The sequence below is a fragment of the Streptomyces sp. NPDC059850 genome (assembly GCF_042731515.1).
In the GTDB taxonomy this organism is placed as follows: domain Bacteria; phylum Actinomycetota; class Actinomycetes; order Streptomycetales; family Streptomycetaceae; genus Streptomyces.
The window spans coordinates 1-13353 of record NZ_JBHWJI010000107.1 but is presented as its reverse complement, the minus strand read 5'-3'; the positions used below and the strand labels follow the sequence as shown (position 1 = coordinate 13353).

9 protein-coding genes are annotated in these 13353 nt (G+C 69.4%); 8 read left to right on the top strand and 1 reads right to left on the bottom strand.

What is annotated here, in order from left to right; genetic code table 11:
• Positions 1–207: 207 nt before the first annotated feature.
• Positions 208–2076: a glycoside hydrolase family 97 catalytic domain-containing protein gene (locus ACFV9T_RS41620; RefSeq protein WP_385448844.1), complete on the bottom strand. Its 1869-nt coding sequence runs from the start codon at positions 2074–2076 to the stop codon at positions 208–210.
• 171 nt (positions 2077–2247) lie between these two features.
• Here ACFV9T_RS41620 and ACFV9T_RS41615 point away from each other — a divergent pair, with 171 nt between their 5' ends.
• The 8 genes from ACFV9T_RS41615 (at position 2248) to pssA (ending at position 13233) form a co-directional block, all read left to right on the top strand.
• Positions 2248–5130, top strand: coding sequence for a twin-arginine translocation signal domain-containing protein (locus ACFV9T_RS41615; protein ID WP_385448841.1), 2883 nt, complete (start codon positions 2248–2250; stop codon positions 5128–5130).
• Between the two features lie 389 nt (positions 5131–5519).
• On the top strand, positions 5520–6857 hold the full coding sequence (gene ccrA, locus ACFV9T_RS41610; protein ID WP_385448839.1) for a crotonyl-CoA carboxylase/reductase: 1338 nt from the start codon (positions 5520–5522) through the stop codon (positions 6855–6857).
• Positions 6857–8875, top strand: a complete 2019-nt coding sequence (locus ACFV9T_RS41605) for a protein meaA (protein ID WP_385448837.1) — start codon at positions 6857–6859, stop codon at positions 8873–8875. The genes ccrA and ACFV9T_RS41605 overlap by 1 nt, the downstream gene beginning before the upstream one ends.
• Positions 8872–9846, top strand: coding sequence for an HpcH/HpaI aldolase/citrate lyase family protein (locus ACFV9T_RS41600; protein WP_385448835.1), 975 nt, complete (start codon positions 8872–8874; stop codon positions 9844–9846). The genes ACFV9T_RS41605 and ACFV9T_RS41600 overlap by 4 nt, the downstream gene beginning before the upstream one ends.
• Positions 9847–9851: 5 nt before the next feature.
• The gene (locus ACFV9T_RS41595) at positions 9852–10358 is read left to right on the top strand and encodes a MaoC family dehydratase (protein ID WP_385448847.1); all 507 of its coding nucleotides are present in this window, start codon (positions 9852–9854) and stop codon (positions 10356–10358) included.
• Position 10359: 1 nt separating this feature from the next.
• On the top strand, positions 10360–11565 hold the full coding sequence (locus ACFV9T_RS41590; protein ID WP_385448833.1) for an acyl-CoA dehydrogenase family protein: 1206 nt from the start codon (positions 10360–10362) through the stop codon (positions 11563–11565).
• 179 nt (positions 11566–11744) lie between these two features.
• Positions 11745–12392 carry a phosphatidylserine decarboxylase gene (locus tag ACFV9T_RS41585; protein ID WP_385448830.1) on the top strand — a complete coding sequence of 216 codons (648 nt, stop codon included), beginning with the start codon at positions 11745–11747 and terminating at the stop codon, positions 12390–12392.
• Positions 12379–13233: a CDP-diacylglycerol--serine O-phosphatidyltransferase gene (pssA, locus tag ACFV9T_RS41580; RefSeq protein WP_385448828.1), complete on the top strand. Its 855-nt coding sequence runs from the start codon at positions 12379–12381 to the stop codon at positions 13231–13233. Before ACFV9T_RS41585 ends, pssA begins: the two co-directional genes overlap by 14 nt.
• Positions 13234–13353: the final 120 nt, after the last annotated feature.

Here is a 13353-nt window from a genome sequence, read left to right as displayed (position 1 = left end):
GACGGGCCGCGGCGGCGCGGCCCCGGGCGGGGGGTCCGGGGGCGCAGCCCCCGGTTACGGGAAGGGGCGGGGTCGGGAACAAACCCCGCCACCGGGCCAGGCGAGGCACACCGCACCACCGCCAAGGCGGCCCCCAGCCCCGGGCAACCCCTGGCGGGGGCCGGGGGCTCCGCCCTCGGTTACGGGGAGGGGCGGGGTGGGGGATGGCTAGTCCGCCGGGGTGAAGCGGGCCGCGTAGCCGCCGTTCTTCGGGACCGGCATTGAGAGGCGCGAGCTGGACGTCACCTCGCGGGTTTCGGTGGTGATCTTGCCGTCCTCGCCGTCCCGGTACAGCTCGGCGCGCCACGTCCCGGAACCCAGGAAGCTCAGCGGCTCGTCCAGGGTCCGGGCGTCGCCCGAGGTGATGGCGCCCAGGTACCAGTCGTCGCCGGAGCGGCGGGTGAGGACCGCTCGGTCGCCGGGGGCGCCGTCGACGAGCTGGGTGTCGTCCCACACCGTGGGCACCTGGCGCAGGAACGAGAGGGCGGCCGGGTGGGCGTCGTACGACTCGACGCTGTCGGCGAAGTGCTGCACCCCGGACTCGTACACCACGGACAGCGCCAGCTCGGCGGCGTCACTCGTAGGCCGCACGCCGGTGAAGGTCACCGGGGTGAAGTCCATGGACCCGATGAGGTTCCGGGTGAACGGCAGCGTCGTGTAGTGGGCCGCCGGGAACGGCTCGCGGCCCGGCTTCGGGCGGGTGCCCTCGGCGCCCTTGACCGCCTCGACGCTCATCATCTGCGGCCACGTCCGCTCCTGGCCACGCGGAATCGTCGCACCGTGGAAGTTCAGCATCAGCCGGTGCTTGGCGCTGTCCTTGAAGACGGCGTCGTACCACCGCATCCGGTCCTGGCCGTCCGACTCCAGGAAGTCGACCTTGAGCCCGACGATGCCCCAGGTCTTGTACTGGGCGAACAGCCGGTCCCGCTCGCTCTGCTGGTCGATGGTCTGCCAGCGCACCCAGGCCCAGATGCCGACGCCCTTCTCCTTGGCGTACGCGGTGAGTTGGGGCATCCAGTCGTTGCTCCAGCCGGAGTCGACCAGGACGTACTCCCAGCCCTCCCGGGCGGCGAAGTCGACGAACTTCTTCTGCGCGGCGAGGCTGGTCGGGCTGGAGCCGTCCGACCACCACGACCAGGCCGCCTTGCCCGGTTTGATCCATGAGGTGTCGGCGACCTTCGACGGCTCGGCGAGGTCGGTCGGCAGGTCGCTTTCGGTGACGGTGGCGAGGTCACCGATGACCATCGTGCGCCACGGCGTGGTGAGGCCCGGGCCGCTGACCTCGGCGGGGTCGGGGAGGGTGAGGTGGAAGCGGTCGGTGGCGGCGTCGAGGGTGAGCCGGGAGCCGCCGTACGAGCTGTTCAGGTCGGCTTCCTCGACGAGCATCCAGCTCTTGCCGACGCGGAAGAGCGACGGATAGCCGTAGTCGCCCGCCTTGGCGTCGGCGACGCTGCCGTGGTCATGGGCGGACTCGTAGTCCGAGCGCCCGTTGTCGTACGGCAGCAGATAGGAGTCGGCGGTCGGCGGCACGGCGAACTCCGTGGTCTCGCCGAGCACGGTGACCGTGCCCTTGCCGGGCAGGGCGTAGCGGTACGCCAGCCCGTCCGCCGAGACGCGGACGATCACCTTCAGCGTCCGTCCGTCCTTGCGGAAGGTAAAGGTCGACTCGGAGGCATCGGAGGTGTGGTGGGTCCGGCGGCCGGTGGTGGTCGTGTAGGTCTCGTGGATGGGGCGGTCGTTGCGCCCCTCGAACCGCAAGCCCTTGCCGAAGTCGGTGTCGGCGGTGCGGATGCCGAGCGCGGAGGGGCGCAGCACGGTGGTGGAGCCGTGCCGGGCGGTGAGGGTGAGGCCGCCGTCACGGGTGAGGCTGAGCTGCCCGCTGACCTGGCCCTGTCCGGTGAGCCGCCAGCTACGGGCGTCCGAGCTGTTCGAGCCGCCCGCCTGACCTGCGGCTTCGGCCTGGAGTGGTACGAGGACGGAGGCCGCGCAGGCGATGCCCGCCGCGGCTCTGGTGACCCTGGACCGAATGACGCGCATCGTTCCCTCCCACGGGACATGTGGCGATATAACGGCGCGACAGTCCGACACAGCAAGCCCATACATCAGATCTATCCGGCGCCTTGACGCATCATTAGTCCCTTCCTACGCTCCCGTCTAGCCAAATCATCGGACCAATCTCGCTGTCTTCTCGGACGGAGCTGATCGACGATGGCAGTCAGCAGACGCGGTTTCCTGGGCCGGGTGGCCGCGGGCGCCGCCGCGGGGTCGACGGCGGGAGTCGCCCTCCCCGCACCGGAGGCGGAGGCGGAGGCGGCCGAAAGCGAGCGCTCCGTGGTCCTGACCGGCATGCGGACGGATACGGAATGGCAGCGCTTTCTGGCCGGGCAGGACCTGATCTGGAAGCGGATGCCGCGCACCTGGTACGAGGGCCCGTTCCTGGGCAACGGCCTGCTCGGTTCCATGGTCTACCAGGAGCCCGGCGAGAACGCCCTGCGCTTCACCGTCCACCACAGCGAGGTCCAGGACCACCGCCCCACCCAGGGCGGCAGCGACTGGGGCGTGGCGCGGCTGCCGGTCGGCAATCTGCTGCTGCGCCCGGCCGGGAAGATCACCGGCGTCGATCTGCGACTCGACCTGTGGGACGCCGAGTTGCGCGGCACGATCACCACCGACAAGGGCCGTCTCACGTTCCGCGCGCTGATCCACAACGACCGGACGATGCTGCTGGCGACCGTCGAGGCGAGCGCGGGCGAGGAGGGGTTCCGCTGGGAGTACCGCCCCTCCCCCGCCGTCAGCCCGCGCATCGTCCGCGAGGACCCGCCGAAGGGGTTCGAGCCCAACCCGAAGCCGGTCAGCCGCACCGAGGACGGGCTCGGCATCACCGTCCAGTCGATGGTCGCGGGCGGCCAGACGGTGACCGCGTACAAGGAGCGCGGCGCGGGCCGGGAGCGGACGTACTACCTGGCCGTGGCGCACTCGCACCCCGGTACGGACGCGGAGGGCCGGGCCGTCACCACGGTCCGCAAGGCGTCCGCGCTGCCGGTCTCCAGCCTGCTGCGCTCCCACCGCGACTGGTGGCACCGCTTCTACCGCAAGAGCTTTCTGTCGGTCCCCGACGCGATGCTGCAGAGCTTCTACTGGATCCAGCTCTACAAGCTCGCGTGCGCGGCCCGCGAACACGCCCCTGTGATGGCCACCACCGGCCCCTGGGTGGAGCCGACCCCCTGGCCGGGCGTGTGGTGGAACCTCAACGTCCAGCTGGAGTACTGGCCGGTGCTGGGCTCCAACCACCTGGAGCTGGACGCGATTCCGCGCACCCTAGCCGAGAACACCGACGTCCTGATCAGCGCCCTCAAACCGGAGTACCGCGCCGACTCGGCCGCGCTGCGCCGCTCCACCGACGCGCAGTGCGAGGACAACGGCACGGTGCCGGTGCCGGGCGTCGGCGACTCGGCGGAGGTCGGCAATCTGCCGTGGGCGCTGCACAACGTATGGCTCCACTACCGGCACTCCATGGACCGGGGCCTGCTGGAGGACGTGCTGTATCCGCTGCTGCGCCGCTCCACCAACTACTACCTGCACTTCCTGACCGAGCAGGCCGACGGGAAGCTGCATCTGCCGAAGACCTTCTCGCCCGAGTACGGCCCGGCCCCGGACTGCAACTACGACCTGGCGCTGCTGCGCTGGTCCTGCCGGACGCTGCTGGAGACGGTCGAACTGCTGGGCGAGGACGACCCGCTGGCGCCCAAGTGGCGTGAGGTGCTGGACAAGCTCGTCCCGTACCCGGTGGACGAGAACGGCTTCATGGTCGGCACCGGCGTCCCGTTCGCCAAGTCGCACCGCCACTACTCGCACATGCTCTCCGTCTACCCGCTCTACCTGGTCAACTGGGACCAGCGGGAGAGCCGCGATCTGATCACCCGCTCCCTGGAGCACTGGATCGGTTTCGAGGGCGCCCTGCGCGGCTACAGCTTCTCCGGCGCGGCCTCGATCTCCACCCAGATGGGCCGGGGCGACGACGCCCTGAAGTACCTCCGCGAGCTGGTGGCGCGCTTCATCCAGCCCAACACCCACTACTACGAGGCGGGCCCGGTCATCGAGACCCCGCTCTCGGGCGCGCAGGCGATCCACGACATGCTCTGCCAGAGCTGGGGCGGGACCATCCGCTTCTTCCCCGGGGTGCCGGGCGACTGGCGGGACGTGGCGCTGCACGACTTCCGCACCGAGGGCGCGTTCCTGGTCAGCGCGGTACGCAAGGGCGGCAGGACGCGCTGGGCGCGGGTACGGAGCCTGGCCGGGGAGCCGTGCCGGGTGCGGCACTCGCTGACCGGGCGGATCAGGGTCGCGGGAGTGCGCGGCCCGGCCCCGAAGTGGCGCGACCTCGGCGACGGCGTGATCGAGCTGGACCTCGGCCGGGACGAGGAGGCGGTGATCTACCCGGCCGCGGGACCCCGCCCGGACTTCCACCTCGCCCCGGTGAAGATCTCGGAGCCCGCCGACCGCTGGGGGCTGCCGGAGCTGCCGCAGACGGGCCAGGTCACCCAGGTCGATCTGACGGGCGCCTTCGACAACGACGCCATCACCACCGAGATGTACTACGGCGACGGGGACTTCGACGGTACGGGGCGCACGTACCCGATGGTGCAGCTGCCGCAGACCGGGCAGACCGAGGACGACGGGATCACCTTCGCGTTCACCAACGGCAGCGAAGGGTCACCCAACAACGTGATCGCGGCGGGTCAGAAGGTCGCGGTCCCGGCGGGGAGCTACGCCAGGCTCCATGTGCTGGGCGCGGGCGACACCGGCAACGTGACGATCCCGGCGGTGGCCTCGTACGCGGACGGCTCGACCGCGACGGTGAGCGTCCAGCTCACGGCGTGGCTGTCGGGTCCGGCGTACGGGGAGACCGAGGCGGTACGGACCAGCCAGATCCACGCCCGCAGCGGTCCGGTCGGCACGAAGGCGGCGATCTTCCACCAGGCGGTCGCCCTGGACCCGGCCAGGGAGCTGTCCGCGATCACCCTGGCCGCCCCGGCGTCGGGCACCGCCCGGGCCCACGTCTTCGCGCTGTCCCTGGAGAAGACCAGCTAAAGGCACACAACCGCACACCATCCGTCACGGCCGCCCCTCCCGGGGCGGCCGTTTCTTGCTCATGCGTGCAGCCGAGATGACAACTGAGAGAATTTGTTGGCACTCAGTGTCTTGCGGGGTGGCACACCGTGCCATACGGTGAAGGAGTCCGGGCGGCCGGCGCGCTGCACACCTCGCGCGCCGGCTGTCCCCGCAAGCCGCCCCCGCGCGCCTTGCGTGCCCGGACACCGCCTGCGTCACCAGGCGGGCCCCACGGCGCTCACCCGCGCCCCACGGCCGAAGAACCTCCGCCGAACCGACGGCACAGCAGCCAGCCAGCAGCTTTCACCCCCGTCACGAGCCCAGCGTTCCCTCAGGCGTCCTTTCCGGACGCTTCGCCGGAGGCACCGATGAACGAGATACTTGACGCGATCCTCGCGTCGGACACGAGCCCCCAGGACTTCGCCGCCCTGCGCGTCCCCGAGTCGTACCGCGCGGTGACCGTCCGCAAGGACGAGGCCGATATGTTCGCGGGCCTCACCACCAAGGAGAAGGACCCCCGCAAGTCACTGCACGTGGACGAGGTCCCGCTGCCCGAACTCGGCCCCGGCGAGGCACTCGTCGCCGTCATGGCCAGCTCGGTCAACTACAACTCCGTGTGGACCTCGATCTTCGAGCCGGTGTCCACCTTCGCCTTCCTGGAGCGGTACGGAAAGCTCTCCCCGCTCGCCAAGCGGCACGACCTGCCGTACCACATCATCGGCTCCGACCTCGCGGGCGTCGTGCTGCGCACCGGCCCCGGTGTGAACGCCTGGAAGCCGGGCGCCGAGGTCGTCGCGCACTGTCTGTCGGTCGAGCTGGAGAGCGCCGACGGCCACGACGACACCATGCTCGACCCCGAGCAGCGCATCTGGGGCTTCGAGACCAACTTCGGCGGGCTCGCCGAGATCGCCCTCGTCAAGTCCAACCAGCTGATGCCCAAGCCGACCCATCTGAGCTGGGAGGAGGCGGCCGCGCCTGGCCTGGTCAACTCGACCGCGTACCGGCAGCTCGTCTCCCGCAACGGCGCCGGGATGAAGCAGGGCGACAACGTGCTGATCTGGGGCGCGAGCGGTGGACTCGGCTCCTACGCCACCCAGTTCGCGCTGGCGGGCGGGGCGAACCCGATCTGCGTCGTCTCATCCCCCCAGAAGGCCGAGATCTGCCGGAAGATGGGCGCCGAGGCGATCATCGACCGCGCCGCCGAGGACTACCGCTTCTGGAAGGACGAGCGCACCCAGGACCCGCGCGAGTGGAAGCGGTTCGGCAAGAAGATCCGCGAACTGACCGGCGGCGAGGACGTGGACATCGTCTTCGAGCACCCGGGCCGCGAGACCTTCGGCGCCAGCGTGTACGTCACCCGCAAGGGCGGCACGATCGTCACCTGCGCCTCGACGTCCGGCTACACCCATGAGTACGACAACCGCTACCTGTGGATGTCGCTGAAGCGGATCGTCGGCTCGCACTTCGCCAACTACCGCGAGGCGTGGGAGGCCAACCGCCTCATCGCCAAGGGCAAGATCCACCCGACGCTGTCCAAGACGTACCGCATGGACGAGACCGGCCAGGCCGCGTACGACGTCCACCGCAACCTCCACCAGGGCAAGGTCGGCGTGCTGTGCCTGGCTCCCGAGGAGGGCATGGGCGTGCGCGACCAGGCGATGCGCGACCAGCACATCGAGGCCATCAACCGCTTCCGGGACGTGTGATGAGTGGCGAACCCCGCCCCAAGGACCGCCCCTGGCTCATGCGGACCTACGCCGGGCACTCCACCGCCGAGGCGTCCAACGAGCTGTACCGGCGCAACCTGGCCAAGGGCCAGACCGGTCTTTCGGTCGCCTTCGACCTGCCCACCCAGACCGGTTACGACCCCGACCACATCCTCGCCCGTGGCGAGGTGGGCCGGGTCGGGGTCCCGGTCTCCCATCTGGGCGACATGCGGCGGCTGTTCCAGGACATCCCGCTGGAGCAGATGAACACCTCCATGACCATCAACGCCACCGCCATGTGGCTGCTGGCGCTGTATCAGGTGGTCGCGGAGGAGCACGGCGCCGATCCGGCGAAGCTCCAGGGGACGACGCAGAACGACATCGTCAAGGAGTACCTGTCGCGCGGGACGCATGTCTTCCCGCCGGGGCCGAGCCTCAGGCTCACCACCGACATGATCGCGTACACGGTCCACCACATCCCCAAGTGGAACCCGATCAACATCTGCAGCTACCACCTGCAGGAGGCCGGGGCCACTCCGGTGCAGGAGATCGCGTACGCCATGTCGACGGCGATCGCCGTCCTGGACGCGGTGTTCGACTCCGGGCAGGTGCCCGAGGAGCGCAAGGGCGATGTGGTGGCCCGGATCTCCTTCTTCGTGAACGCGGGCGTCCGGTTCATCGAGGAGATGTGCAAGATGCGCGCCTTCGGCCGCATCTGGGACCGGATCACCCGCGAGCGGTACGGCATCGACAACCCCAAGCACCGCCGCTTCCGCTACGGCGTCCAGGTCAACTCGCTCGGGCTGACCGAGGCCCAGCCGGAGAACAACGTCCAGCGCATCGTGCTGGAGATGCTCGCCGTCACCCTCTCCAAGGACGCCCGCGCCCGCGCCGTCCAGCTCCCCGCCTGGAACGAGGCGCTGGGGCTGCCCCGGCCCTGGGACCAGCAGTGGTCGCTGCGCATCCAGCAGGTGCTGGCGCAGGAGAGCGATCTGCTGGAGTACGACGACATCTTCGCGGGCTCGCACGTCATCGAGGCCAAGGTCGCCGAGCTGACCGGGGAGGCCGAGGCCGAGATCGAGCGCATCCAGGAGATGGGCGGGGCGATGGCCGCCGTCGAGTCCGGCTACCTCAAGGCGCAGCTGGTCGCCTCGCACGCGGCGCGCCGGGCCCGGATCGAATCGGGCGAGGAGAAGATCGTCGGCGTCAACTCCTACGAGTCCACCGAGCCCAATCCGCTCACCGCCGACCTGGACACCGCGATCATGACGGTGGACCCAGCGAACGAGGCCCGGGTGGTCTCCGCCCTGCACACCTGGCGTGAGCAGCGCGACGCCCACCGCGCCGAGACCGCCCTCTCGGCGCTCCGCAAGGCCGCCGCGGGCACCGACAACCTGATGGCCGCGACCGTGGAGTGCGCCCGCGCCGGGGTCACGACCGGCGAGTGGGCCTGGGCGCTGCGCGATGTGTTCGGCGAGTTCCGGGCCCCCACCGGGGTCGGCGGGGCGCCGCTGGCCGTCACCGCGGAGGCGGGCAGCCAGCTCGCGACCGTACGCGAGAAGGTCGAGAAGACCGCGGCCGAGCTGGGCGGCGGGCGGCTGCGGCTGCTCGTCGGCAAGCCCGGCCTGGACGGGCACAGCAACGGCGCCGAGCAGATCGCCGTACGGGCCCGGGACGCCGGGTTCGAGGTGATCTACCAGGGGATCCGGCTCACCCCTGAGCAGATCGTCATGGCGGCCGTCGACGAGGACGTGCACTGCGTCGGCCTGTCGATCCTCTCCGGCTCGCACGCCGAGCTGGTGCCCGACGTCCTGGAGCGGCTGCGGCTGGCCGGGGCGCAGGACATTCCCGTCATCGTGGGCGGCATCATCCCGGCCGCGGACGCCGCCGCACTGCGCGCGGCGGGTGTCGCGGCCGTCTTCACCCCCAAGGACTTCGGTATCACGGAGATCATCGGCCGTATCGTCGACGAGATCCGTTCCGCGAACACGCTTCCCGCACTGGAGGTTCCCGTATGACCGCGCCCGCCCCCGCAGACCGAGTGCTGCGGCCGCGCCGTTCCTGCCTGGCCGTGCCCGGGTCCAACCCGCGCTTCCTGGAGAAGGCCCAGGGCCTCCCGGCCGACCAGGTGTTCCTCGACCTGGAGGACGCGTGCGCGCCGCTGGCCAAGGAGGACGCCCGGCACTCCATCGTCAAGGCGCTGAACGAGGGCGACTGGACGGGGAAGACCCGGGCGGTGCGGGTCAACGACTGGACCACCCACTGGACGTACCGGGACGTCATCACGGTGGTCGAGGGCGCGGGCCCGAACCTGGACTGCGTCATGCTGCCGAAGGTGCAGGACGCCCAGCAGGTGCAGGCGCTGGACCTGCTGCTCACCCAGATCGAGAAGACGATGGGCTTCGAGGTCGGGCGGATCGGCATCGAGGCGCAGATCGAGAACGCCAAGGGCCTGGTGAACGTCGACGCCATCGCCGGTGCCTCGCCCCGGCTGGAGACGATCATCTTCGGCCCGGCCGACTTCATGGCGTCCATCAACATGAAGTCGCTGGTCGTGGGCGAGCAGCCGCCCGGCTACCCGGCGGACGCGTACCACTACATCCTGATGCGCATCCTGATGGCCGCCCGCACCCATGACCTCCAGGCCATCGACGGCCCGTACCTCCAGATCAAGAACGTGGACGGCTACCGCGAGGTGGCCGGGCGCGCGGCGGCGCTCGGCTTCGACGGCAAGTGGGTGCTGCACCCGGGCCAGGTCGACGCGGCCAACGAGGTCTTCTCGCCGTCGCAGGAGGACTACGACCACGCCGAGCTGATCCTGGACGCGTACGAGTACTGCACGTCCGAGGCGGGCGGCATGAAGGGCTCGGCGATGCTGGGCGACGAGATGATCGACGAGGCCAGCCGCAAGATGGCGCTGGTCGTCGCGGGCAAGGGCCGTGCGGCCGGGATGACCCGTGCGTCCACCTTCGAGCCCCCGGAGGCGTGAGCGAGATGCAATTCGGCCGCACTTACGAAGAGTTCGCGGTGGGCGATGTCTACCGGCACTGGCCGGGGAAGACGGTCACCGAGTACGACGACCATCTCTTCTGTCTGCTCACCATGAATCATCACCCGCTGCACATGGACAGCAACTACGCCGAGAAGACGACCGATTTCGGCAAGAACGTCGTAGTCGGGAACTACATCTACTCGCTGCTGCTCGGCATGTCGGTCCCGGACGTCTCCGGAAAGGCCATCGCCAACCTGGAGGTCGAGTCGCTGAAGCATGTCGCGCCGACGTTCCATGGCGACACCATCTACGGCGAGACCAAGGTGCTGGACAAGACGCCGTCGAAGTCCAAAACCGACCGCGGAATCGTGTATGTGGAGACGAAAGGCTACAAGCAGGACGGCACGCTCGTATGCGTCTTCCGGCGCAAGGTGATGGTGCCCACCGCCACGTACATCAAGGAGCGGGGCGGCGAGCAGCCGGGCCGCCCGGAGCTGGGAGGGCAGTGATATGGGCCGTCTGGCGCAGACCGAGGGACTGACCGACATCCAGCGGGAGATCCTCGCCACGGTCAGGGATTTTGTCGACAAGGAGATCCTGCCGGTCGCCACCGAACTGGAGCACCGCGACGAATATCCGACCCGGATCGTGGAGGGCCTGAAGGAGCTGGGCCTCTTCGGGCTGATGATCCCCGAGGAATACGGCGGCCTGGGCGAGTCACTGCTCACTTACGCGCTGTGCGTGGAGGAGATCGCCCGCGGCTGGATGAGCGTGTCCGGGATCATCAACACGCACTTCATCGTGGCGTACATGCTGAAGCAGCACGGCACCCAGGAGCAGAAGGACTATTTCCTGCCCAAGATGGCGCTCGGGGAGATCCGCGGCGCCTTCTCGATGTCGGAGCCCGCGCTGGGCTCGGACGTGTCGGCGATCACCAGCAAGGCGGTGCCGGACGGCGATGAGTACGTGCTGACCGGCCAGAAGATGTGGCTGACCAACGGCGGCACCTCCACTCTGGTGGCGGTCCTGTGCCGGACGGGTGAGGGGGCCGAGGAGGGTGCGGCACCGCACAAGTCCATGACCACCTTCCTGGTCGAGAAGGAGCCGGGCTTCGGCGAGGTGCGGCCCGGACTGACCATTCCCGGCAAGATCGAGAAGATGGGCTACAAGGGGGTCGACACCACCGAGCTCATCATGGACGGACTGCGCATTCCGGCCGATCGGGTGCTCGGCGGAGAGACCAACCGCGGTTTTTACCAAATGATGGACGGCGTGGAGGTCGGCCGGGTCAATGTCGCCGCGCGCGGCTGTGGCGTGGCACAGCGCGCATTCGAGCTGGGCGTTGCGTACGCACAGCAGCGTCACACCTTCGGGAAGCCGATCGCCCAGCATCAAGCCATCCAGTTCAAACTGGCCGAAATGGGAACAAAGGTCGAGGCGGCGCATGCGATGATGGTCAATGCGGCCCGCAAGAAGGACGCGGGTGCGCGCAACGACCTCGAAGCGGGAATGGCGAAGTACCTGGCGTCGGAGTACTGCAAAGAGGTCGTGGAGGACGCCTTCCGCATCCACGGCGGGTACGGCTTCTCCAAGGAATACGAGATCGAGCGCCTCTACCGCGAGGCACCGATGCTCCTCATCGGCGAAGGTACCGCTGAGATTCAGAAAATGATTATTGGACGACGACTGCTGGAGGATTACCGAACCCAAGGCTGATGTCCCTTTTGGGGTGGTATCCGAGAGAAGAAGGTCACACCGCGCCATGGGTCTTCGGCCACTGACAAGCCACCGACAGGCCCTGGCGCTTGCCCAGTTACCGCTCGCAACCGATACCATCCGGGAAAGCCGCCGTCCCCAGTCTTGCGTCGCGGCATCCTCCGCTACGAAGGTCATCCATGCCCCACAGCCAATCCTCTGCACAACGCGGCCGCGTCCGCCTCGCGCGCGGAGCGTCGCCGTGGCTCCTCCCGACCGTCGCCACGGCGGCGGTCAGCCTCACCCGCGCCCGTCGCTCCGGACGCTGGGCGGCAGTCGCCGTGCCCGCCACCGCGCTCGCGGCGGGCATGCTGTGGTTTTTCCGTGACCCCGAGAGAGAGATCTCTCAGGGCCGCGTCATCTCCCCGGCCGACGGCGTGGTGCAGAGCATCATGCCGTGGAAGGACGGGCGCACCCGCGTCGCGATCTTCATGAGCCCGCTCAACGTCCACGTGAACCGCGCTCCGCTGGCCGGCACCGTGACCTCCGTCGAGCACATCCCGGGCGGCTTCGTTCCCGCGTTCAACAAGGAAAGCGAGAACAACGAGCGGGTCGTCTGGCACTTCGACACCGAGCTGGGCGACATCGAGATGGTCCAGATCGCGGGCGCGGTCGCGCGCCGAATCGTTCCGTACGTGCCGCAGAGCACCAAGGTCGAGCAGGGTGAGCGGATCGGTCTCATCCGCTTCGGCTCGCGCGTGGACGTCTACCTTCCCGAGGGCGTCGATGTCGCGGTCGAGGTCGGCCAGGCCACCACCGCGGGGGTGACTCGCCTTGACCGTGATTGATCCCGACACCCCCTGGGTGCCCGAAGCCGAGATGGACGCCGCCGACGAGACGGATGACATGCCGCTGTCGACGCGGCTGTCGATAGCGGACACCCTGACGCTGGGCAACGCCACCTGTGGCTTCCTGGCGGTCTACTTCACCACCACCGGCGTCCTCATCCCGCACCTCACGGGCAGCGAGGACGGCGGCATGACCCGCCACAGCGCCGCCTCGGCGGTCATGCTGATGCTGCTGGCCTCCGTCTTCGACCTCTTCGACGGCCTCGTCGCACGGAAGCTGCGCAGCTCGGCCATGGGCGCGGAGCTGGACAACCTCTCCGACCTGATCAGCTTCGGGCTCGCCCCGGCGTACTTCGTCCTCGTCTGGGGCATGGTCGCCGACAGTCCCTACGAGCGGGTCTCGGTGGTGGGCGCCATCATCGTCCTCTTGGCCGTCGTCCTCCGCCTGGCCAGATTCTCCTGTGTCACGCTCCGGGACGGCGTCTTCCAGGGCATGCCGAGCCCCTTCGGCGCTCTGACGGTCGTCTCGGTCGTCCTGCTGGGCCTGCCGTTCGTGCCGACCCTGCTGGCGATCATCGGTGTGGCGTGGCTGATGGTGAGCCGCGTCGAGTACCCCAAGCCGCGCGGCCGCCTCGCCGTGGCCATGCTCGGCTGGATCGTCACCAGCATGGCCCTGCTGGCCGCCTGGGCCTTCGAGGCCCCCGGCGGTGAGCTGCTGCTCCAGTCGGCGTGCGCGCTCCAGGTCGTGATGGGCGCGGTGATCCCCCTCTTCGCCACGGCCCGCCGCGTCAACGCGTTCCGCGACAACCGCCGCGAGGCGAGGGCGGCCCAGCTGCCGTAGCCACACCCGAAACGCCGTGGGGCCCCCCCGTCCCCCCCGGGGGCCCACGGGGGTGCCGGGTTGCGGCGGGGCGTAAACCCCCCGGCGACGATGCGTAACCGCGGTGCCATACACCCCGAC